At 39.5% G+C, this 23,428-nt stretch carries 23 protein-coding genes; 12 read left to right on the top strand and 11 right to left on the bottom strand.

The window, feature by feature from the left end:
• From AC25Y6_RS13375 to AC25Y6_RS13365, 3 genes are all read left to right on the top strand, one after another.
• Positions 1–663 (top strand): helix-turn-helix transcriptional regulator, encoded by a 663-nt coding sequence (locus AC25Y6_RS13375; RefSeq protein ID WP_488143374.1) that lies wholly within the window; start codon positions 1–3, stop codon positions 661–663.
• A gap of 87 nt (positions 664–750) precedes the next feature.
• Positions 751–2,007 (top strand): Nramp family divalent metal transporter, encoded by a 1,257-nt coding sequence (locus AC25Y6_RS13370; RefSeq protein ID WP_488143373.1) that lies wholly within the window; start codon positions 751–753, stop codon positions 2,005–2,007.
• A 142-nt stretch (positions 2,008–2,149) separates the two neighbouring features.
• Positions 2,150–2,314 (top strand): Spo0E family sporulation regulatory protein-aspartic acid phosphatase, encoded by a 165-nt coding sequence (locus AC25Y6_RS13365; RefSeq protein ID WP_488143372.1) that lies wholly within the window; start codon positions 2,150–2,152, stop codon positions 2,312–2,314.
• Between the two features lie 260 nt (positions 2,315–2,574).
• On the opposite strand, the gene AC25Y6_RS13360 is transcribed toward AC25Y6_RS13365, so the two are convergent.
• From AC25Y6_RS13360 to AC25Y6_RS13350, 3 genes are all read right to left on the bottom strand, one after another.
• Positions 2,575–3,261 (bottom strand): GDSL-type esterase/lipase family protein, encoded by a 687-nt coding sequence (locus AC25Y6_RS13360; protein WP_488143371.1) that lies wholly within the window; start codon positions 3,259–3,261, stop codon positions 2,575–2,577.
• Between the two features lie 563 nt (positions 3,262–3,824).
• Positions 3,825–4,433, bottom strand: a complete 609-nt coding sequence (locus AC25Y6_RS13355; protein WP_482104052.1) for a competence protein ComK — start codon at positions 4,431–4,433, stop codon at positions 3,825–3,827.
• 549 nt (positions 4,434–4,982) lie between these two features.
• Positions 4,983–5,852 (bottom strand): alpha/beta hydrolase family protein, encoded by an 870-nt coding sequence (locus AC25Y6_RS13350; RefSeq protein WP_488143370.1) that lies wholly within the window; start codon positions 5,850–5,852, stop codon positions 4,983–4,985.
• A 278-nt stretch (positions 5,853–6,130) separates the two neighbouring features.
• On the opposite strand from AC25Y6_RS13350, the gene AC25Y6_RS13345 reads away from it, so the two are divergent.
• Entirely contained in the window at positions 6,131–6,541 is a 411-nt protein-coding gene (locus AC25Y6_RS13345) for a GlcG/HbpS family heme-binding protein (protein ID WP_482102142.1), read from the top strand.
• Positions 6,542–6,647: 106 nt separating this feature from the next.
• On the opposite strand, the gene AC25Y6_RS13340 is transcribed toward AC25Y6_RS13345, so the two are convergent.
• The 3 genes from AC25Y6_RS13340 to AC25Y6_RS13330 form a co-directional block, all read right to left on the bottom strand.
• Positions 6,648–7,730: an NAD/NADP octopine/nopaline dehydrogenase family protein gene (locus tag AC25Y6_RS13340; RefSeq protein WP_488143369.1), complete on the bottom strand. Its 1,083-nt coding sequence runs from the start codon at positions 7,728–7,730 to the stop codon at positions 6,648–6,650.
• 387 nt (positions 7,731–8,117) lie between these two features.
• Positions 8,118–8,564 (bottom strand): GatB/YqeY domain-containing protein, encoded by a 447-nt coding sequence (locus AC25Y6_RS13335; RefSeq protein WP_488143368.1) that lies wholly within the window; start codon positions 8,562–8,564, stop codon positions 8,118–8,120.
• Positions 8,565–8,629: 65 nt separating this feature from the next.
• Entirely contained in the window at positions 8,630–10,204 is a 1,575-nt protein-coding gene (locus AC25Y6_RS13330) for a sensor domain-containing diguanylate cyclase (RefSeq protein ID WP_488143367.1), read from the bottom strand.
• 271 nt (positions 10,205–10,475) lie between these two features.
• Here AC25Y6_RS13330 and AC25Y6_RS13325 point away from each other — a divergent pair, with 271 nt between their 5' ends.
• The gene (locus AC25Y6_RS13325) at positions 10,476–10,691 is read left to right on the top strand and encodes a hypothetical protein (protein WP_488143366.1); all 216 of its coding nucleotides are present in this window, start codon (positions 10,476–10,478) and stop codon (positions 10,689–10,691) included.
• 67 nt (positions 10,692–10,758) lie between these two features.
• Here the strand turns inward: AC25Y6_RS13325 and AC25Y6_RS13320 are convergent, their stop codons facing one another.
• On the bottom strand, positions 10,759–11,922 hold the full coding sequence (locus tag AC25Y6_RS13320; RefSeq protein WP_488143365.1) for an acyl-CoA dehydrogenase family protein: 1,164 nt from the start codon (positions 11,920–11,922) through the stop codon (positions 10,759–10,761).
• A gap of 200 nt (positions 11,923–12,122) precedes the next feature.
• On the opposite strand from AC25Y6_RS13320, the gene AC25Y6_RS13315 reads away from it, so the two are divergent.
• The 5 genes from AC25Y6_RS13315 to AC25Y6_RS13295 all read left to right on the top strand — a co-directional run bounded on the left by AC25Y6_RS13315 (position 12,123) and on the right by AC25Y6_RS13295 (position 17,064).
• Positions 12,123–12,875, top strand: a complete 753-nt coding sequence (locus AC25Y6_RS13315) for an amino acid ABC transporter ATP-binding protein (protein WP_488143364.1) — start codon at positions 12,123–12,125, stop codon at positions 12,873–12,875.
• 19 nt (positions 12,876–12,894) lie between these two features.
• Positions 12,895–13,743 (top strand): transporter substrate-binding domain-containing protein, encoded by an 849-nt coding sequence (locus tag AC25Y6_RS13310; protein WP_488143363.1) that lies wholly within the window; start codon positions 12,895–12,897, stop codon positions 13,741–13,743.
• Positions 13,744–13,809: 66 nt separating this feature from the next.
• On the top strand, positions 13,810–14,508 hold the full coding sequence (locus tag AC25Y6_RS13305) for an amino acid ABC transporter permease (RefSeq protein ID WP_482104062.1): 699 nt from the start codon (positions 13,810–13,812) through the stop codon (positions 14,506–14,508).
• Positions 14,509–14,534: 26 nt separating this feature from the next.
• On the top strand, positions 14,535–15,260 hold the full coding sequence (locus AC25Y6_RS13300; protein ID WP_482102151.1) for an amino acid ABC transporter permease: 726 nt from the start codon (positions 14,535–14,537) through the stop codon (positions 15,258–15,260).
• Between the two features lie 436 nt (positions 15,261–15,696).
• Entirely contained in the window at positions 15,697–17,064 is a 1,368-nt protein-coding gene (locus AC25Y6_RS13295; RefSeq protein ID WP_488143362.1) for an amino acid permease, read from the top strand.
• Between the two features lie 282 nt (positions 17,065–17,346).
• Here the strand turns inward: AC25Y6_RS13295 and AC25Y6_RS13290 are convergent, their stop codons facing one another.
• From AC25Y6_RS13290 to AC25Y6_RS13275, 4 genes are all read right to left on the bottom strand, one after another.
• A complete protein-coding gene (locus tag AC25Y6_RS13290; protein ID WP_488143361.1) occupies positions 17,347–17,667 on the bottom strand; it encodes a histidine kinase dimerization/phospho-acceptor domain-containing protein in 321 nt (106 codons plus the stop codon).
• 6 nt (positions 17,668–17,673) lie between these two features.
• Complete coding sequence (locus AC25Y6_RS13285; protein WP_488143360.1) at positions 17,674–18,903, bottom strand: hypothetical protein; 1,230 nt, start codon at positions 18,901–18,903, stop codon at positions 17,674–17,676.
• 318 nt (positions 18,904–19,221) lie between these two features.
• Positions 19,222–20,403: an amidohydrolase gene (locus AC25Y6_RS13280; RefSeq protein ID WP_488143359.1), complete on the bottom strand. Its 1,182-nt coding sequence runs from the start codon at positions 20,401–20,403 to the stop codon at positions 19,222–19,224.
• A 14-nt stretch (positions 20,404–20,417) separates the two neighbouring features.
• Positions 20,418–21,806 (bottom strand): MFS transporter, encoded by a 1,389-nt coding sequence (locus AC25Y6_RS13275; RefSeq protein WP_488143382.1) that lies wholly within the window; start codon positions 21,804–21,806, stop codon positions 20,418–20,420.
• Between the two features lie 319 nt (positions 21,807–22,125).
• Between AC25Y6_RS13275 and AC25Y6_RS13270 the strand changes: the two genes are divergently transcribed.
• Positions 22,126–22,437, top strand: a complete 312-nt coding sequence (locus AC25Y6_RS13270; protein WP_488143381.1) for a DUF3817 domain-containing protein — start codon at positions 22,126–22,128, stop codon at positions 22,435–22,437.
• 619 nt (positions 22,438–23,056) lie between these two features.
• Complete coding sequence (locus tag AC25Y6_RS13265) at positions 23,057–23,254, top strand: hypothetical protein (protein WP_488143358.1); 198 nt, start codon at positions 23,057–23,059, stop codon at positions 23,252–23,254.
• Positions 23,255–23,428 lie beyond the last annotated feature (174 nt).

The following is a 23,428-nucleotide window of genomic DNA, read 5'->3' as shown; positions in this document are numbered from 1 at the left end:
ATGACCAACAAGAATCGTGAAAATCGAGACGTCCTGCTAACTTATATTCCTGTAGCAGATATGATTGCCGCAACGTTTGGTAGCAATTGCGAAGTCGTTATTCATGACTTGGAGAACGTTCAATCGTCGCTAATCTATATCAAAGGTTCCGTAACAGGAAGAACAATCGGTGCGCCAACAACCGAAGTTATTTTAAAAGAATTGCAGATGCATGGCGATTCAGTAAAGGATATGCTCGGGTTTACAACGAGGACTCAAGATGGAAAGTCCCTTAAAACATCTACTTCATTCATTCGTGATGAAAATGGAAAAGTGATTGGCTTTTTAGGCATCAACTTTGACATTACCGCCTTCTCAATGGTCAACCAGATTATTAAAGACTTTTCAACAACAATCGATGTGAATCAGCCTGAATCCCATATGAATGAATCATATGCACAAAACATTGAAGAAGTTTTTGAAAGTATAATCAATGACGTATTATTGGAAATTGCGATTCCTATTTCAAACATGACACGAAAAGACAAAATCCATTTCGTCCATCAATTAGAAGAAAGAGGTACATTCCTCATTCAAGGTTCAGCTGATCGGATAGCAGAAGTGCTCGGAGTCTCGAAGCAGACAATATACAATTACCTGGAAATCGCTCGTCCATCTTCATGATTTCCAGGGTTTTTTACCCAAATTAGATTGAATATTCTGATTTAACTGAGCTATAAATCGCTTGTAGAAAAGGATGGTGTAAAGGCTATGGCCATACTCGACGAAGGAAAGAAACAAACATCTGGGAGAAAATCCTTGAAAGATAGGTTAAAAATTATTGGACCAGGCGCTATTATTACTGCCTCCTTTATTGGACCAGGTACAGTAACAACTGCAACACGTGCAGGCGCATCCTTCGGTTATGCAATTTTATGGGCGGTCGTTTTTTCCATAATCGCTACAATTGTTTTACAAGAAATGGCGGCTCGTCTTGGAATCATAACGCAAAAAGGGCTAGGAGAAGCGATTAGTGAGCAGTTTGCCAATCCAATTTTAAAATACGGTTCAATGTGGCTTGTTATGATTGCAATTAGTGTCGGCTGCTCAGCTTACATCGCCGGCGACCTTCTCGGTACGTCACTCGGGGTTTCAACACTCACAGGCACCTCACCAAATGTGCTTGGACCGATTATTGGTGTCATCATATTAATACTCGGCTTGAGTGGCAGCTATAAACTGATTGAGCGCGTAATGATTGTTCTCATCGCCATTATGAGTATTACATTTATCACGACGATGATTGTCGCAAAACCAGATCTGGGAGAAGTATTTCAAGGGGCATTCATCCCTACGATTCCCTCGGGATCAATCATTATGATCATTGCGTTAATCGGGACAACAGTTGTCCCTTATAACTTCTTCATTCACTCAACAATGGTGCAGGAACGTTGGAGTAAACCATCTGATTTAAAAGAAGCCCGCTGGGATACAATCATCTCTATTAGTGTGGGTGGTCTGATTACTGCAGCTATTTTAATTACAGCAGGTGCTATGATTCGCGGAACGGAAGTCAACAGTATTGCCGATTTAGCAATACAACTTGAGCCTATTTTTGGATCATGGTCAAAAGTATTCATTAGTATCGGGTTGTTTGCGGCGGGGTTCTCTTCTGCTATCGCTTCGCCATTAGGGGCAGCAATTACAATCGGTAGTGTCTTGAAATGGAAAGGCGGAATGAAAGACAAACGATTCAAAGCTGTATTTGTTGTCGTTATGGTCATCGGTATTTTTTCATCTGGACTCGGCTTCGAACCACTGGATGTCTTGCTCTTCGCACAGGCCCTAAACGGTATTTTACTGCCAGTCATTACGATTATGCTATTAATTATTATGAATAACAAAAAACGCCTCGGTGAATTTACTAACTCAGTCAAAGTAAATATCATCGGCGGTCTCGTCGCACTAACATGTACAGGTCTCGGTATCTACAGCATCGTAGACGCCATTAGAATATTTACTTCATGAAAAGCGAAAGGCGCCGTTCAACTCCGACAGGCATAAGATGGGTCGGCGGAGCGGCGTTCTTTGCCGTGTACTAGTTGCTTCTGAACCTACTAGATATAGACCGTATAATTTGAAACCGAATATCTTATATGGAGGAATATTTGTGAAAAGGCTTTTTGATGAAAAAACGTTGTTGCTTCAGATCGGAATCAAGAGAAAAGTCATGTATAGAAGAGCAAAAACCTTTGGATATACGCACCCTCTTGTGGTCGCATGCAGTCAAGAATTGGATGTATTAATCAATAGATATCAAGAAATAGAATCGTAATCAAAAAGTTGCATAGCCGAAACGACTTTCAAGGATCACAGCCTAAGTAAACCGCGTCCTGCGGCAATAAGGAAGGATACAGTTCAATCTTCCCCGCTGTGTAACTCACATCCTGTGAGCCTCCGAGGAGTTGGCGCCTGCAGCTCGATCACATGAAAAGCGAAAGAGCCGAGAAAGCGATGCAAACGCCTTCTCGGCTTTTTGTGTTCCTGGAACTGCCTTTTAATGGTGGCCTTTCAGGCTGTCCAAAGAGCGTAAAGTCATTCGATATAGCCTCTGATTTCATCTGCCCAAACCATGTAGGCTTTACCATTTAAATGGAGTCCATCTTCAGTGTATGTAGGCTCCAGCACGCCGCTTTCATTTTTAAATTTATGGTGGATGTCTATGTATGCAACTTGATGAGTAGCTGCCAACGCTTGAATTTGTTCATTTAATGCATTAATCGTTTTGTTTCCCAAATCACGTGTACCTTCTTTAACGGGTAAAATACTTTGTATGAATAGCTTAGCGTCGGGAGCTTGTTCCTGTAATTTCAAAATAATTTGTTCGTAATTCTCAATCGTGTCTTTTGTTTTCTTATCATAAATCAGGTCATTTACACCAATCAGTAAGAAAATTTGTTTTGGCTTCAAATCAATGATACCGTCTAGCCTCTTGAGTAAACCCTTCGTCGTATCTCTTTCAATTCCCCGATTAACAATCAATTTCCCGGGAAAGAGTTCGTTCCATAGGCTTCTTTCAGTTATGCTGTCCCCTACAAAAACAGCATCTACATTTTGGGTTTCTACTTGTTCGAATAAGGAAACCCGCTCATTGTACTTCGTCTTGGCCGTGGTATGTCCATTGCCGGTCGATTGTGGGTCTTTGTTGGTAGCAACTAGAAATACGGCAAGGATTCCTATATTTAACGCTATGGATAATAGTAACCATTTATTCTTTTTCAAATCGTGTACCCCTTTTTCCCTAGTAAATATGTTGAAATAAAATATCCCATTGAGCCCGCTCCGACTACCACGAAGTCGCGCCTTCGCTGGATAGTCTATATAAGAAAGCTCATTTCGTTATTCGGGATTAGGCTTGCAATATTTAGTGCGTCGTTCTTCAATGAAATTAGAATCAAATAGTAATCACATTATAATCTCAGTGCATACATCTCAGAATTACTATCAATAATGGTACACCCCAGCGCCGGCGCGACAAGGGGTAGCCGAAGCCATGAGACTGGATGCGTAGCGTTAATCCAGGCTCAGGGCGAAAGGCATCCCCAAAGCGCAAAGCGATCTAAAATGTACACTCTGAATTAAATCTCTATCGATATTGTACACCCCAGCGCAGGCGCGGCAAAGGGGTAGCCGAAGCCCTGAGACTGGATGCGAAGCGCCAATCCAGGCTCAGGGCGAAAGGCATCCCCAAAGTACCAAGCGTTCTACAAATCCACACTCTGAATTATAATTCTCTTGAAAATGGTCGAGCTTGCGAGAAGCATGTCGAACAATAGAACAACAAACTAGTCATCTTTTCCATAATCGTATTGCGCTTGTATTGAAATTATTTCAAAGTTTTTTCCTTTCTCTACCTTTGAAATGATGTAAATCCCTTTGGTTTCGTTGGCGTTCGTCGGTGCACTCTTCTCTGTCGTCTTTAATGTGGTCTTCGTTCTGGCCTCAATCAATCCCTTTAGATTGTAAGCTTTCTGTATTTTTTTATCAAACGATGCTTTACTCATCTCGACAATGATAATAGTACCATTACCCATGATTACCTTTGTGCGTACATTTGACAGCTTAATGGTCTTCTTAATATGATGCAGCGCAAACCAGATGCAGTCTTCTTTTGCTGGTGATTTGCTTGGAAACCAATAGAGGTCGAGTTTTTCGTTTATAATAACGGGATACATTCTGCCATCCCCTAAAATCATATTCGCGCCTTCTCGTGCACCTTTTAGACTAGACCCGTAGTACCTTAAGTTAAAATCGATAAGTTCAGTCGGCCCAGCCTCTATGTCAAATGATGACGTATCATTTAAAACGAATGTATATAGTTCGCCAAACTCATTTGTCTTTGGTAAAAATAAAATCGTATTATAATCCATCACATAGTCAGTAAGTTTCCCCATTTCTCTTCCCCCGTATCAAATATAGTATATTTTTATTTAAAAAGAGTATACTAGTTACAGAATGGAATAATTCCCCTTTATACTCCTTATGCTTTTCTTCCTAACTTTTCTCACCCCCTCTACGAATTAGCTACGCAATCCATAATTCTCATTTAACTCTACTTTTTCAACAAATAAAATAGCACGAGATGTAATCGCTTCCATTTAACCGTGTGTAATTTCGACTAGTACTATTCATTACCTATAGTACTTTTTCTAACTTAAATGGATCAATTACCAATAAAACTAGTTATATCATATCATGAACATTCAGACCATACAGTGCAGTTTCGACAAATAAATCAATATACCTTCTTTTATTTTGAAAAGTTTAAATAAACACATAACTTGTCGCATCCAGTAACACACATTTGTAAATGACTTTATCTTAAAAGGGTAAAAAATTGGAGAGACACCAGGATAGGCTCCTGTGTCTCTCCAATTTTCCCGTATATTGTAAGCGAAATTTGACTAGCATTGATTAGGTATTACACAATTGTGTTGATCAACCTACTGTTGTTTTGCCAATACAGGTGCTAGTGCTTCCTTATCGTGAGAAGCATGTAATTTCACCATCGTGTTTATTCTCCGAGGATGCTCCTTGAGCTCTTCAAGCCAGTCAAAAGAAGTCTGAAATAATTCATTTTCGTAAGTGTAGCTTGAAAAGGTATGATCCGCACCTTCGATATAATGTGTGTTTATTGGTTTTTGGATAGGTCGTTGTTGCAATGAAGCGAAATAACGGGCAGTATGTTCTTTCGGAATGTCCTCGTCACTTTTTGCATGAATGACCAATGCCGCCTCTTTAAAAGAACGAACGGATTCAAGAGGATGATGATTTTTCAAATCAGTTAAAAATGCCTGACTCACGTAAAAACCATGATAGTCAACTCCCCCATTTGTGTCTGCAGTTTTAATTGCACGTTCACCCAAAATTTGCGAAATATCTTCATACGGTCTACCCACTGGCGACCATAAAATAAGCCTGCGTATGCGACGGTCTAGAGAAGCGATTATCGAAGCCACAGCACCCCCAAGGCTGTGGCCAATCATAATAATATTGTTTGCATCTACTTCTTTAATAGTCGACACATAACGGAGTACAGCTTGGACCTCGCTCAACTGCTTCGTGACCGTGACATCTCCATAATCGCCGTCACTTTCCCCACAACCGCTAAAGTCAAAACGAAATACACCATACCCCCTAGCCGTGAAATACCTGGCCGCTTTTACAAATAAACGATGTTCGCCCACTTTGCTCCCAACAAATCCGTGTAGTAAAACAATAAGTGGAACTTTTCTATGATGGACATTCTCTGGGAGATGAAGCACTCCGGAAAGTTGTAATTTATTCGCATAAATTGAAATTGTTTTATTCATAGAATCAACCTACTTCCTCTATTTTATAAACCACATTAAGTATACCTGTTTACTTGGTATTATACATATGGAACATTCAGAAGTCAATGTAGATCGTAAAGGAGAAGGCTACAAGCAAATTAGACAATTTAAGAATTTTATATTTGAGGAATATTTCTGAAAGGTACAGCGCTCAGATATCTGAAATTTCCGCTTGACTTTGTTAGACTGAGTGGGCAATCTAGGTGACAGCAAATGGGTCCATTAACTACAAATCGATTGAAAGAGGTGCAGTTTACATGGGAAAATTAACATTGGAAACAGCGAAAAAACTAATTGAAGCGGCAGAGCAAGAAGCAACCAATTTAGGAGTGGCTATGGTCATTTCTGTAGTGGATGAGGGCGGTAACTTGATAGCCGTTCATCGCATGGACGACGCATGGATTGCCAGCATCGACATCTCACAAAACAAAGCGTGGACATCCGTCGCATTAAAAATGCCAACGAGCAATTTGGAACAGGCAACTGTCCCTGCAGCTGAACTCTACGGTTTGAACACTACAAATAACGGCCGTTTGGTCATTTTTGGCGGCGGTTTCCCATTGATGAAAGACGGAAAAGTTGTAGGCGCAGTAGGTGCAAGCGGCAGTGCTGTGGCGAATGATGTCAAAGTTGCTGAAGCAGCAGTTCAGGCATTCGAGAAATTGTAAAACGGTTTTGTATATAGATAGACAAAAGCCTTCCACAGAATCCATTGATTCTGTGGAAGGCTTTTGTATTGAACATGCAAATCAATTTAAATACATAGGTTCTTTTTCAACCTACTGACACAGCAAGCGTGCCGATTATCTTCTCTATGTTTTCTTTACCTAGTAATTCGACAGTCCTCGCATTCTCCCTAAAGTCCGTCGCAAGAGCAGCAGACGCGATGTTGATCAAACCTGTGCACGTAGGCGTTTTGACGTCTAACATCTGCCCCAAAGATTCCAACAATACGAGACCTTCAGGAACGTCTTCCGTAATAAATCTTGAATCCGCTACAAATGGACCTTCTGGTGAACTGTTTTTAGCATATGTTAAAAATGCTTCTTTCGCATCGATTGTTCGATCTTCAAAATTACGGAATTTGCAGGCTTCCACGTAAGGCAATCGTTCCGCCCCTACCTTCTCCAGCACATCCATTTTTTCATTATCAAGGCTTTCTACCATATTCCAGACGTGGGGTGTGAACACTTCTTTGTACATCCAATAATCGCCTTCCGTATATTCAATTCGAGGAATACTCATAATCCCTCCGATCGTATGGACAATTAAATTGGGGTTGTGGAGAGCAGCTTCGATGACTGAATTGAGGTAAACAAAATGATAGTGTAGCGTATCTAACTTTTCTTGAATAACTATTTTGTCTTTTTCCGTATAAATTGCAATTGGATTTCTAACATTTTTAAACAAAATCTTTACTTTACCAGGTTCAATAATTCTACAGTCAATTGGTGAGCTTTGTGCTTCAACAATTGTAAATCGCTTTTTCTTTTCATGTTTCAAGAAATATGCTGTTGATAAATAACCTGGCTCCAGCAACACGATTTGGTCTTCATTCATGAAAGGTATTATACGCTTAATAACTTGTTCATGGTAATTTGTTTGGACATAAATAATAATCATTTCAGCATTTTTGATTGCCACTTCAACATCCGTCGTCACTACATCTAGATGGACTGTATTTTCTTCCTTACCATCCACAATAGTGATTTGACCTTTATGATTCGTTAGGTAATCAAAATTGTCGTTATGCAAACTCTTTGAAGTCTTTAACAAAGTGACTAGATGACCCTTACGTTTCAAATCAGCAGCGATTGTTGTTCCACCATGTCCTGCTCCTACAACTGTGATTTTCATAAAAATCCCCCCAGTAATTTGATAAATTCTATGCAACTCTTTAAACGTTACTTTTTCCAGAAGTTTCCTCCCTAGTTATCTACTATACCATTGTTTTCACTATATTACATAAATTCAGAAAATATATGAAAGCCCTTAACTTCTTTGATTGACGTTAAGGGCTTTCATATACCAGACGTGTGTAAAATACACCAAATCAACGCCCTGAATAAAAAAAGCGAAAATCCACCGAATGTTTATCCGGTAAATTTCCGCTTTTTTTGTGATCCAGCTGCTGGTGCCAACTCCTCGGGTCATAAGTCGCTTTACTGCGAGGGCTGAAGAACGCCCTCTCCGTAAATCGTCTTATGCCTGTCGGAGCTAGGCGGCACCTTCCGCTTTTCAATGTTATAGCAACTCTTTAACAACTTTACTAATCAAAGCGCCTTCTGTTTTGCCTTTTAGTTCTGACATGGCGAGGCCCATTACCTTGCCCATGTCTTGCTTGCCGGAGAAACCATTTGTTTCGATGATGTTTTTTACGATTGATTTGACTTCATCTTCGCTGAGTTGCTCGGGTAGATATGATGTGAGCATTTGTATGCGGTTTTCAAGATTGGTGACCATTTCGCTTTTGTCGGATTGCTTCGCGTACATTAGGGACTCTTGGGATTGCTTGATTTCTGTTTGGATGATTTGCATCACTTCTTCGTCAGTAAGCTCATTGCCGTCGTTTTTATCGATTTCCTTTTTTTGAATCGTGCTTAATACCAAACGAATGCTTGTTAGTTCTTCTTTGTTCTTGGCTTTCATAGCTTCCTTCATCGAATCCTTCAGTTTTTGCTTAAGTGTCATTTAAATAACTTCCTTTCCTTATTAATAGTATAGCCTAGGTTGGTTCCTTTTTAGAAACGAACGATTTACATTTTATCCGTGTGATGCATTGCCATGATGCTTTTGTTTCTACCGGTACTTTTTGCTTCATACATGCATTTATCCGCAATTTGGATTAATTCTTTACTGTGATTTCCGCATTCCGGGAAACTTGCAATGCCTGCTGAAATCGTGACTATTTCGCCATTTGGACTCACCGTTTTTTCTAACTTTTTCCGCAGTCGTTCGGCGACTTCAAAAGCTTCCAACATAGGTGTTTCAGGCATCAGTAAAATGAATTCCTCACCGCCATACCTGCAACAAATACCATTCGCTGGCGAAACGGTTCTCATTTCATCCGCTACAAATTGTAGAACTTCATCTCCCACTGCATGGCCAAATGTATCATTGACCTGTTTAAACCGGTCAATGTCAAACAAGATAATTGAATACGGCGTTTCCTCTTCCATCCATTTCTCCGTATGCTCGTCCATCGTCCTTCGATTTACCAACCCTGTCAACGGATCCGTTGTTGACTGGTGGCTAAAGAAGTTCACTTTATCTTCAAAAAAAGAGAAACTTTTAACAAGTGCATTCTCCAATTGAATTGCTTCATAATACCACGCATGCACGTTTTTCATTTCTGTATAGCTTTTCTTATCTGTGCTCGATTCTGCGTATTGCGCTAATCGTTGTAAGGGACCCGCAATTCGACCGGAGATGAATATAAGAATTAGGAGCGACAGCAAGAGAAACGGCATCGTTTTAAGGATCATTTGATTTCTCAGGTCTTTAGACGATAACAATGCAGCTTCCGTCGGCCGTTGCGAAACAATTCCCCATTTCGTCGTAGGCGTATATGCGTAACCCGCAAGCATATCAATCCCATTCGAGTTTACAAGTCTTTGGGCACCGCTATTTCCACTCATAATATCCTCTATGACTGGATTTCCTGGAACAGTATTCCCTATTCTTTCAATGATGGGGTGATAGAGAATTCGTCCTTCTTCATCCACAACATAGACATAGGAACCGTCCTCATAAAAGTGTTCTCCCAGTATATCATTCAAAATATTTTTCTCGAGTAAATAAATCGATCCACCGATAAAACCAAGGTAATTTCCTTCGTCATCAAAAATGGGTTGTGAGATAAAAACAATTAGACGTTTCGTTATTGACAGATAAGGCTTTGAGATAAGTGGATTTCTTTCTGTCAATGCCTGCTGTGCACCAACCGTGTCCAATTGCCTTCCTTTTAACTGTATGCTCTGGGGTGAATTTGCAATAACCTCACCCGACGCAGACGCGATAACGACAGAATTAAACGTTTTATTTCGCTCAAATAAACGCTTTGCTTCATTAAATAAGAGTAACTCAGAATCGCTTTGCTCAAAGAAACCAGAGACATCTTTTGCACTATAGGCCAATTCTTGAAGCGTCGTTTTAAAAAAGTTATCAGTGGTGCTCGCAAGTTTCTGGGTGTACACTCGGTTTGTTTCCAATGTATTTTCAACCAGTGTCTGCTGATTGACTAGATACCCTGATGTAATACTACTAAAAAGTGTAAGTCCAACTGACAGTAGTGCCACGAGGAGGATTAAGGATTTCAGTGAAACTTTCATCGCAATATGTAGCTCTCCTTTTAGCTTATATAGGTTGAGTGAATGACGTTGTGGTTCACTAGTAAACTATAATGCTATTTTTCATTACTACTGTACCATTTAATTCATTTACTATATATCCTTAATAACAGAATGCACATGAAGTAGATGTGGATGTAGAACTAGCAGTGTGCCCAGGAAAAACAACAATCTACCTATTTTCACAGACATACTCACCCTAACACTCCCGCGAAGCGTCGCACATATAGTAGCGTAAAGGGGGTGTTTAACTATGCCAAGTTTTAAAAGTGATGTATCACTATTTCTCTATTGTATTTTAGCAGCTTATGCGATTCTAGGACTGATTTTCCTCGTACCGGGATTACTCGGTGGACCAATTACTTTAACGCTCATTGGGGTTATTGTCGTTATCGTAGTGGTTGTCTTGTTTGCGCTTGCAATTATTTTAAAAGGCCTCGCACACCTTTTAAAAAGTTCCAAGCACTAAAATTCCACAATAAAAGACAGCAGCCTGTATGAAAAAAGCTGCTGTCTTTTTATTAATACACGAAATCTTACTTCGACTCGGCTTCTTTGATTGCCGTTTGAGCTAATTTAGATATTGTCATATCGTCCATTGGTGGATTATGTAGACCCGCTCGTACATCACGATAATACCTTTGCAATGGGTTGGACATTTGAAGACTTTTCGCTCCGACTAAGCGCATCGCTTTATCAACAATTGTAATTGCTGAATTTGTCACGATGTGTTTGGCAGCGGCCAGTTCATTTGTTAGTTGTTCGCGACGTGCGTCATTATCTACAGCATCTGCCACGCTGTAAAGGAAGTGTCTTGCTTTCATCAGTTCTAAGTCCATTTGACCAATTAAACTCTGGACATTTGGCAATTGACTAATTGACCCTTGTAAACTATTCGGAGAGTATTCGACTGCAAATTTCACCGCATAGTCGCGAGCTGCTTGTGCAATGCCGAGGTAACAAGCGGGAATGTGCAGAATCCATGGGTTCAACGTATTGCCCCTAGGACCTTGATTGAATTCGACAAATTTGTCTTCCGAAACTTCAACGTTGTCTAGCACTAAGTCATGGCTTTCTGTTCCCCTCATCGCCACAACGTCCCATGTTTCTTTGATGGACAAACCTTTTGAATCTCGTTCAACTAAGAAGAAACCGATGCCCTCTTTCTCTTCAATCCATGCAGACACTAGAAAATGTGTTAACACGGGTGACATCGTCGTAAAGTTTTTTTGACCCGTAATCACCCATTTACCATCTTGTTTTACGGCATTCGTTCCAGGACGTCCACCACGAGTTGGGCTCCCCGTTTGGGCTTCACTCACTGCACGATTCACTAATGCCCCGTCCAAAACCTCTTGTGCAAATGAAGTTAATAGATCTTCACTCCATGATTTGTTCTCATATAATTCTCCGACAACACCTTGGTGCCACCCAATTGCTAACCCTGTAGCTCCGTCAAAACTTGCAATCGTTTCTTGGAATAAAACCATGTCACGTACGCTGATACCCTCGCCGCCATATTCTTTCGGTAACGTTAGTTTCGTATAACCGAGGTCAACAAGTGCTTTTATATTTTCTTTCGGAAATCGAGTCTGTTCATCGTTTTCTTTCGAATGACTTTTAAAAGCTTCCTCATGGTTCATGAGTTTTTCAAGCCATTCTTTTTGAAATGCATTTTCAATAAATACCTTTTTCGACATATAGGACACTTCCTTATTAGTTTGTTAAATCTATAACGTAAGTAGTACGTCTGCGCCTTAAAAGAAACAGCGGATTCATTGGGATTCTTTTTTCAACATAACTAGTATATCTGCACAATGTCTACTTTACAACTAGGAATACTTATGCTATTGTATGTACTGTTATGATGCATTCATTACATGTAAGGAGGGGTGGGAAATTGATAACATTAAAAAATATTAAAAAGAGTTTCAATAAGAATCCGATGCTTCATGGCATTGATGTAACTGTGAACAAAGGAGATGTCTTGGTGATTGTCGGGCCAAGTGGATCTGGTAAAACAACCCTCCTTCGTTGCATAAATTACTTAGAAAAACCTGATGAAGGTAGCATTTCAATCGATGATTTTTCCATAGATGAAAAAAGTGCAACGAAAAAAAACATCCTAACGTTAAGAAGAAAAACGGCTATGGTTTTTCAACATTATAATTTATTTAAAAATAAAACTGTGATTGAAAACATTATGGAAGGCCTTCTCGTTGCGAAGAAAATCAACGTAGATGAGGCACGTCAGATTAGCATGGAACTTCTTCAAAAAGTGGGTCTTGAAGATAAAGCAAATGACTACCCAACGCAACTTTCAGGCGGACAGCAACAGCGCGTAGGAATTGCTCGCGCACTGGCATTGAAGCCTTCTGTATTATTATTCGACGAACCAACATCTGCACTCGATCCCGAAATGGTTGGAGAAGTTCTTTCTATTATAAAGAAAATTGCGGATGAAGGAATTACGATGATAATTGTAACACATGAAATTGACTTTGCCCGAGATGTGGCTACAGAAGTTATTTTCATGGCGGACGGGCTTGTAGTTGAACAAGGTACACCGAAAGATGTATTGGTCCATCCAAAACACGATCGCACAAAACAATTTTTGAAAAGACTTACACCGGAACCAGAATATGAAATTTAAGAAGAAAGAAGGCATACACATGAAACGTAAATGGCTAGTACTATTGGGAGTAACGATGTTCCTTGCTATTCTCGCAAGTTGTTCAAATGAAAGAAGTACAACAACGGAAGACGGAAAAAAGGTCATTAAAGTCGCATTAAGCGATGATGTCAATCCTCCCTTCCTATACACAGACGATGAAAACAACCCGATTGGCTACGACATGGACTATTTAGCAGAAGTTGAAAAAAGATTACCGGACTACAAATTCGAATACATCTTCGGTGAAGAAGAATCGAATTTAGTGGGCCTTGATACTGGTAAAGTTGACATGGCGATTAACTGGTTTTTCAAAAATCCAGATAGAGAAGAGAAATTTCATTATCCAAAAACGGAATATGGCTACTCTCTAACGTCACTTATTACGAAAACAGACAGAGATGATATAAAAACATTAGATGACATGGTTGGTAAAAAGTTCACGCCTATGTCAGCTGGCGGCGGACTTCGTTCTATATTAAATGGATACAACACAAGTAATCCTGATAATCCTTTAACAATTGAAAGCATGGAACACCCATCAAACGCAGATAACTTAAAGCGCGTTGACGAAGGAAAAGCAGATGCGATTTTCCTCAACAAATCGACATTTGATGCTGTTCAAGAAACGCTTAACTTGGATTTAAAAGTAGCTGGAATCGTTTCAAAAGAACCTGTCTTTGTTGTATTTAATAAAGACAACACCGAATTAGCCGATCAAATCGACGCAATTACGATCGAATTGACCGATGACGGAACACTAGCGAAACTATCCGAAAAATGGTTTTCAACAGACTTCTTCCAAGACCTAGACTACATCAATGAAAAAGGCTTTAGCTACAAAAAATAATGAAAATCGCATTGGTTCAAAAACGCCAATTCGGTGTTTTCACATATTTCTTAGGTGGTGTGAAAGATGAGCTCGAGTTTGCAAGACTGGATTGACATATTCTTTAGAGTACTGGATAAACTCCCGCTAACACTACTGATGACAGTAATATCCTTATTCTTCGCGTTACTCATAGGTTTAGGTATTGCGATTATACGAATTCAGAAGTATCGGTTTCTCTATGGAATTGCAACATTATATTTATCATTCACAAGAAGTACACCTTTGTTGGTACAACTGTTTCTAGTCTATTTTGGACTCCCCCAATTACTACTTGTTATTAATGTAGATATTAATCATTGGGATCGGCTGTTCTTTGCCATTATGGCCTTCTCATTTCATACAGGTGCATTTATGTCAGAGGTTATCCGTTCAGCCTATTTAGCCGTTGGAAAGGACCAATTCGAAGCAGCCTATAGTGTTGGAATGAGCTATTCACAAGCGTTACGAAGAATTATACTGCCGCAAGCCTTTCTGATTTCATTGCCTAACTTAGGAAACAACATTATCGAATTATTGAAAGACACATCTCTCGCCTTTACGATCGGCATCATTGATATTATGGGGCAAGTTCGAATCATTTTAGGCAATAATCACGGAATCGGCATGTTTCAAATTTACGTTGTGATTTCGCTTGTTTACTGGGCAACTTGCATAATTATTGAAAGTCTTGTCGGCTATGCTGAAAAAGTCTTCAAGAAAGGGCATGTTGGTCTATCGAAGTAATAACTTGTTGAGGATAGTGATAAATTATGGCTATTGTAGATTTTAAATTTGCGTTAGAGCAAGTACCCGCAGTGTTAAAAGGAGTACCTTGGACAATAACGATAGCCATTGTCGCGATGCTTTTCGGGCTCATTTTTGGTTTACTCATTGCTCTTTGCAGAATATATAAAATACCTGTATTAAATCAGTTATCCATTTTGTATATCTCGTTCATTCGAGGAACGCCCTTGATTGTTCAGCTATATGTCTTTTTCTACGGTGTCCCCGTACTCATCGATTACTTGAACCCACGCCTGGGTTTACAAATAGATGCTGATGAAATTCCGCCACTGCTATACGCACTTGTTGCTTATACGATAAACACAGCCGCTTATCAGGCAGAAATCTTCCGTTCGTCCATTAATGCCACAAATGCAGGACAAATGGAAGCCGCCTATTCGGTTGGGATGACAACGAGACAAGGTTTAACACGAATCATTTTACCGCAAGCGTTATTAATCGCATTGCCTAATCTAGGAAACGTATTTATCGGGCTCATTAAAGCAACCTCTTTAGCATTCGCTGTAAAGGTTGTAGAAGTGTTAGCCATTTCCAAAATTATTGCGAACGATGGATACCGTTTCATCGAAATGTATTTAGTCGCATCCATTATCTATTGGATCCTTTGCCTCATCTGTGAATTTATCTTGTTTAAACTCGAGAAGAGAATGAGCCGTTCTGAAGCAAGAATGGGTCTGAATGCAACAGTTTGATAAAGAAGTTTATGGAAGCCCCGTTTCTCATGTTTTGAGAGATAGGGCTTTTTTTGTTGGAGACTTGCTGTGGTTCGATGGACACTTTGATAGTTTGGTTGGAGACTTCCCTGTTTTTTGAATGCTTTTCCGAGTTGGTTGGACACTCGTCGGGGTTCGTTGGAGACTTTCTAGATTTAATTGGACGCTTTGATGGTTTGATTGGAGACTTTACTCTTTGTTGGAGACTTGCTGGGGTTCGTTGGATAGTTCGGATAAAAAGTTATTGTCCGCTACATATTGATTATTCTTTTTTTTGAGAATTGTAAGCGTTTTCCTATTGTCGAATTGAGTATTATTATGTTAAACTTTCATTAGGATATTATTTTGCAATTGTTTGATACTTAAAACATTCACAATTCAAACATCCTAGAAAAAGCAGAGAGTGGGAAATGTCATGCAAGAACAAGAATTGTCAAGGGGTCTAAAAAACAGGCACGTACAGCTAATTGCCATTGGGGGGGCAATCGGTACCGGATTATTCCTTGGGGCAGGAAAATCCATTCATTTAGCAGGGCCGTCAATTTTATTTGCATATTTGATTACAGGAATAATTTGCTTTTTAATCATGCGCGCACTTGGAGAACTACTTTTAACCAATTTGAACTATAATTCATTTGTTGACTTTGTACAAGACTATATGGGGAATATGGCGGCGTTTGTTACCGGATGGACCTATTGGTTCTGCTGGATTTCAATTGCAATGGCCGATTTAACCGCAGTTGGTCTTTATACGCAGTTTTGGTTTCCGAACGTACCGCAGTGGATGCCAGGTTTAATTGCGCTTGTCATTTTGCTATTTATGAACCTTGCAACTGTAAAACTTTTTGGCGAAATGGAATTCTGGTTTGCATTAATTAAAATCATCGCGATTCTAGCACTTATTGTTATTGGTGTTTTCATGATCTTCAAGGGCTTTTCTACCGATGCTGGCCCAGCTAGTTTTACTAATCTATGGAGCAATGGTGGTATGTTCCCTAATGGTATTAATGGCTTTATTCTTTCATTCCAGATGGTTGTATTTGCGTTTGTCGGCATTGAACTAGTGGGCCTGACAGCAGGTGAAACAGAAAACCCGGAAAAAGTGATCCCGAGAGCCATTAATAATATTCCTATTCGGATTTTGATATTTTATATTGGCGCTCTTATTGTTATTATGAGTATTTATCCGTGGAACGCTATTAACCCACTGGAAAGCCCGTTTGTCCAGGTCTTCGTTGCAGTAGGTATTGTTGCAGCTGCTGGTATCGTCAATTTTGTTGTCTTAACATCCGCCGCTTCGGCATGTAATAGCGCCGTGTTCAGTACAAGCCGGATGATTTACTCACTTGCCAAAGATAATAATGCACCTGTACCATTTACAAAACTGACTACCAATAAAGTCCCTTCCAATGCATTGTTCTTTTCAACTATTGTCATTCTAATCGCCGTTGTTTTGAACTATGTAATGCCAGAAGGTGTATTTACACTAATTACAAGTATTTCTACAGTATGCTTTATCTATATTTGGGGCGTTACAGTCATCTGCCATTTGATATATCGCAAAACGAAACCAGAACTTGCGAAAGCGAATAAATTTAAAATGCCGCTTCACCCGTTTTCAAATTACTTAATCCTTGTGTTCCTAGCGTTCGTTCTTGTCGTGCTAGGACTAGCGGAGGATACTCGTATTGCTTTGTTCGTAACACCTGTTTGGTTTATTTTACTAATTGTGATTTATATGATCCGGAAAAACAAAAACCAGAGGAAAATACAAGTCGTTTGATATTTCAAACAATTACGCAAGCATCTATGGTACCTTAGAATATTCTCATAAAATGTCTGAAGTAATAATGGGTCTGAATGCATCCATTTTTAAAGAATCGTTAGAAAAGCCCCATTTCTCATACTTATGAGAGATAGGGCTTTTTTGAGTGGATTTAGGATAAAATCTGTAAAATTACTTTATATCAAAGCAGCTGGCGTACGGAGTCTAGACTAAAATAGAGAGGGCTAAAACATGTTGGAGACTCTCTAGTATTATGTGAATAACTTCAAGTAAACAAACCTATATTTCCAAGGAACTCTTAAGAACCTTCTGCATATCCAATTCTTCAAAAGTGAAAATTTGCGGTTTAGCTACAAGTAACAAATCATTTAATACTTCTTCTATCTTTTCAATTTCAAACATAACTACATCAAAGTTTTCAGTTGGTATCCCTTTCTCACCTAATCTCGTGAACCCTTTAATGACTGTTAAGGAATTTCGTATTTCATGCGCAATGCTTGCCGCAAGTTGACCAACAACATAATGTTGGTCTGTACTCTGTATCATATCTATAGTTTTTGTTCGCTCCAATAAACCCTTGATTTCCACGTTGTTATGCATTTGTTTTCATCCCCTTTTATTATGTTCATTACACATTAATAAAGGAGGTTGTTGTGGAGGCTCTCCGGGAGGAGCATGAGCCCACTTAACCATTGCGTACTCATTCATACGCGTCCACTTTCCCCCGCTTGAAGATTGCAGAATGAACACATCAACGATTCCCCAACTTAAATCACTTTGTCCACCTATTTGTAAAGTTGAAGATGTTGTAGGCGGTGTAGTTTCCATAATGATAGCCACCGGCAGACGATCCCACTTCTTACTAGGTGCAGTTGGAAGATTAGGATTATCAACATTTTCATTTTCTAACATGATAGTTTTAGAATTTCCAAATGGGTCAATCAAACCATTCGTCTTTTCAAGCACTTTTAATTCCTTAACAATCGAATGTCGGTCTACGGTAGTTGCTCCTAGAATAGAATCTACGTCGAGGTTACCCTCGACATTCATACTGATTTTAATTCCATCATCCAAGTCGATATCACTATGTTTCTTCAGTTCACTAGTATCGACTTGTTTATACAATACATCTGTCCCAATTTCAGGCGCTAAAGGTGTAATAAATTCCCCAGAACCGACATCTCGATTATGCTCTTTTGTATTAGTGAAGACATTTCCATTCCCACTATTGGTCTTTCCCTCCTCCTTAAAAATTTCCTGTGGCATTTTTGCTACTTTAGCAACTGTTCCAACAGATTCAATAACCATTTCTAAAGAAACGTCGATTGTAGATTTCAGAGTTTCATTAGAAAATTCCCCTGTGTGTTCAACGACGATTTGACCATAAGAAGTTGCTTTCTTAACTGTTTCATTTACATCCTTGACGACAGGAACGGTTGGCAATCCATTTACGACCGAATTTGTTGTGTCAATGACCGCATTTGTCACTTCAGAGGTAGTTTTCTCCACAGTATCGGTAACTGTCGTATTTAGTAAATTCCCTATAGCCTCAATCCCGGAAGTGACAGGCTTACTTTCCGATGCTTCGGATAAATTCGTTTCCGTTTTATGCTGTCCATTAACTGTTTCTTGTAGAACTGTTCCAATAGACTCTGTTTTCTCTTTCAACACATTGTCTACTTTCTTTACATTACCAAACAAAATGCTTCGAGACTTTCCAACTTTCTCGCCACTTGGAGGATCCGTAGAAACTCCCGCATTTTCACCATGAACGTTAGTAGGTGCGATTAAGATTAAACAGAAGCAAGTCATCAAAATAAGGAATATCCTCCTCAATTAATTCCCCCCTCTCTCGGCAATTATTGGAAATATTATACCATTCATCCACTTATAGTACTAGTCATTTATCACATTCAAATATGAAGTTCTGGCATGATGGAAGTGAAAATTACTGCATCACACAACGACTGCGTTTTCTGAACAGGTACCTGACATTTTGGTTGGATATTTTCAGGACTTTGATGGACGCTTCGGGATTTTCGGTGGAGACTCCCTTGGCGGTAGAACACTTTTCTATAAATTACCGAATTTTCTTCGAAATCCAAAACACAAAAAAGCCGTTCAATAACCACTTATTGAACGACTTCCTCCACTCTATTCCTGCATACTACAAACAACTTGTCCCACTGCTTTTGCTGCAACTAGGAGTGCATCTTCGTCGATGTCGAACTTTGGATGATGATTGAAATAGGGTTTTTCAACACCTTTGGGTGAACACGCAATATAAAAGAAACAAGCCGGAAACTTTTCAGCATAGTAAGCAAAATCTTCGGAAGGTGCCATTGGTGGCAGTTCTTTTACCTCTGTAATTTCTTTCACATTTGCGTTTTTAAGTGCTTCGGCGACTATTTCTGTAAGCTCTGGATTATTGTATAAGGGTGGATAATCTGGTGTATACGTAAGTTCGCAACTGACATCGAACTCTGTTTCAAGTCCTTTGACTAATCGTTTAACTTCTCGTTCAATCGTTTCTTGCGTTTTAACAGTCATATAACGGATATCGCCTTCCAGCTCCACACTGTCTTTAATCACATTAAACGTTCCAGCTCCATCAAATGAGCCAATCGTAATGACCCCAACGTCAAATGGACTTAATCTGCGACTGATGATGGTTTGAACTGCGGTAACAAAATGAGCACCCGCGACAATTGCATCATTCGCTAAGTGAGGGGATGATCCATGCCCACCTCTGCCTTGAATTTTCAATTTCATGTATGCCCGTCCATTAAACGCATAACCTTTATTGTAACCAACCATTCCAACAGGAGCGATTGGTAACAAGTGAATTCCAAACACTTCATCCAAATCATCCAGCAGTCCCGATTCAATAATACTTTTTGCTCCGCCTGGTGGAACCTCTTCAGCATGCTGATGAATGATTGTAATGGTTCCCGATAGTTCTGATTTCAGTTGAATTAAACAATCTGCAAGCACTAACAAATAGGCCGTATGACCATCATGTCCGCATGCATGCATGACACCTTCATTTTTCGACTTGAACGGCACAGGCGTTTCTTCTACGATTGGAAGCGCGTCAAAATCTGCGCGCAATCCAATTGTTTTTCCAGGTTTCCCACCTACAATTTTCACAATAATGCCGTAACCATTCCCGACATTTGTTTGTATTTTGACGTCTTTTCCTTTATAAAAGTCAGTAATATACTGAGCCGTTTTTTCTTCTTCAAATGATAATTCAGGATGTTCATGTAAAAAACGGCGAATTTGAATCATTTCATCTTTGCGTTCATCCAACATATTCATTAATTTTTCTTTCATACCTAAAACACCCCTTATTTAACTTCGCTCTTACCAGCATTATTTGGAACCATGAAGATAATTGATAACAACGCGATAACTGCGAAAATCACATTGGCAACAATACCTCCAGTTGCCGCTGCATCTACCCCACTAGTGGCTGAAATCATCGCATAGATAGTCGCAGAAATCGCTACCCCGAATGCAGAACCCAGGGAACTTGCCATTTTATAAATACCCGATGCTGCCCCAATTTTATCATCAGGTGCATTCGAAACCGCGGTGTCCGTAGATGGTGTTGCATAGATCCCTAACCCTAAACCGAACAAAGCGAATCCTATAAAGACAACGACTGTATAAGCAACATCCGGTAAGAATGTTAAGCCCATCACCCCAACACCGATAAGCGTCAAAGTCGTACCCCAAAGCATTGGTTTTTTTGCACCAACTTTTTGAAGAATCTTTTCTCCAACACGAATCATTGCAAGTACAGCAATGAGATAACCTATTGAAAGCATACCCGATTGAAAAGATGTAAAACCCCTTCCTTCTTGAACATACGTATTCGCAACAACAAGCGTTCCGGCAACAGCATTGAGCAAGAAGTTTGAAACGGTTGCACCCGTGTATGGCGCGTTTTTAAATAACCCAAAATCGATAAGCGCATTCGATTTACCCTTTTCAACTTTTATAAAGCCAATTGCACCAATGACTGTGACAACTAACAGTAAGATCGTAATCCAGTTTGTCCAACCAATTTCAGAACCTTGTGTGATAAAAATATTCAATGCCAGCAGTGTGACTACGAAAACAAGTAGACCACTCACATCAAATTTAGAGTTACCCGATTGTTTCGCTTTACTTTCAGGCGTGTCTTTTATTAACCACAATGCAATAATTGCAAAGATAATGGAGAAGATGAAAATCCACTTCCATCCCAAATAGGTTGCAATAACTCCGCCTAATAACGAACAAGCACCGGAACCACCCCAAGAACCAATTGACCAATAACTAAGTGCCCGTTGACGTTCAGCCCCTTCAAAGTAGTCTTTTATGAGGGCAATTGTTGAAGGCATAATACAAGCAGCCGATAAACCCTGAATGACACGACCCAAAATGAGTAATATCGAACCATTTGCTAACACTAAACAAAGTGATCCAACAATACTTAAGAGCAGTCCGATATTCGTTATTTTTTTCCGACCAATTTTATCTGCAAGACCACCTGCAGCGACGATAAAAATACCCGAAAAAAGTGCTGTTAAACTAATGGCGATGTTGACTGTCCCGGCGGAAACACCTAGATCCTCCTGAACTGCAGGAACGACATTGACCATCGCTTGAGCAAAAAGCCAAAATGTTAAAACCCCAAACACAATCCCTGCAATCAATTTATTTGTCCCTTTATAGGCGGTTGTCATAATTTGCACTCCCTCATTTTCATTCATGACTTCATTGTTTACAGAAATAGTACTTCTATGCACGACTGTACTTTGTTGGAGACCTTATGAAGATGGTTGGACAGTTGGATGGTTTTGTTGGATAGTTGCTAAAGTTGGTTGGCGGCTTGATTGAAAGGTGCCTAAAACTAATTACAAAAAAGATAGCAGTTAAACTCTCCTACTCTCAAGATTTATTAGTAATTATTTTTCCGTCAACAACCAGTCAATTCAATTTCTATACTTAGTCATTTAATTCTTATATACTGTGGGTTGGTAATATGAAGATTTTAGAAGCGATATGATGTTTAAAAATGCACTGGGCCGTTTTCGTTTCATGGGTTTCCTCGAAGGGAGCTCGCTACTACTCTTGTTGTTTATTGCGATGCCCCTTAAATATTGGTTTGGTATGCCGAGTGCCGTGACTATTATCGGAACCCTTCATGGCTATATATTCCTCGCGTATATGGTTGCCATTGTGTATGCGATGATTGCGGTAAAATGGCCTTTCAAATTTACAATTGGCGCTGTTCTTTCCGCCTTTATTCCATTCGGTAACTTCATTTTGGACAGCCGTCTGAAAATGCTAGAAAAACCGAGCGGCACGTCTCTTTAAATTTGAGTGCCTGATTCTAATACAACTCTGAATAAGTAGTGAGCAGCACCTGTGCTGACACAAAGACATAGTAAAAGGTGCCAGTGTATGAAATAAAGACAATCGACTCACATGTTTGGAAAAACATATAGAAAGAATCATTCACATACACAACTATCTGAAATTTAACAACACAAAAAAGGTCACCTGTCGATGATTCATCGATGGGTGGCCTTTTTTAAAATATAGTTTCTCTACTACATTGTCTAGCCGTTTCTCCGAACATATCCACAACGACTGCAACTATCAGAGTTGTAACTCATCCGATGATACCCTGACAGCTTACACTTCCATTTCCCAAACCATTTTCCGATGAGAATCCCCCCTCATATATAACTATGAAAATCTGTAATCTATTTGTCTCTACTTCCTTTATTATACACTAAGTATGCTTTTTTACCTACTATTTTACTAAACTTAATTATATTAAATTCCAGAGTATATATTTCGACCTATATCGACACAAAAACGATGGTAACATCTCACGCACCTGATTCGCTCATTAGTTTTTCATCAATCTACTAGTCAATTCGATTTCTATAGATAATCCATTTCTTCTTATAAAATGGGGTTTGGTAAAATGAAGATTTTAGGAGCGATATCATGTTTAAAAATATACTGGGATGTTTTCGTTTCATGGGTTTCCTGGAAGGTAGGTAGCTCACTGCTACTCTTGTTGTTCATTGCGATGCCCCTCGCGTATATGGTTGCCATTGTGTATACGATGATTGCGGTAAAATGGCCTTTCAAATTTACAATTGACGCTGTTCTTTGGTAATTTCATTTTTGACAGCCGTCTCAAAACATTAGAAAACCCGCGCCTCTTTAAAAGGTCGCGCTTGATACCAAGGCCTTTACAACAACTTGCATAAATTCAAAAAAGTAACGCCAGTTTTTACTCTGGCGTTACTTTTTTGAATTTATGCAACACGTACTTAATTCAACAATTCTA

It is taken from the genome of Sporosarcina sp. Y1004, assembly GCF_057669665.1.
The sequence above is the reverse complement of the archived record's forward strand: the minus strand, read 5'-3'. Positions and strand labels throughout refer to the sequence as shown.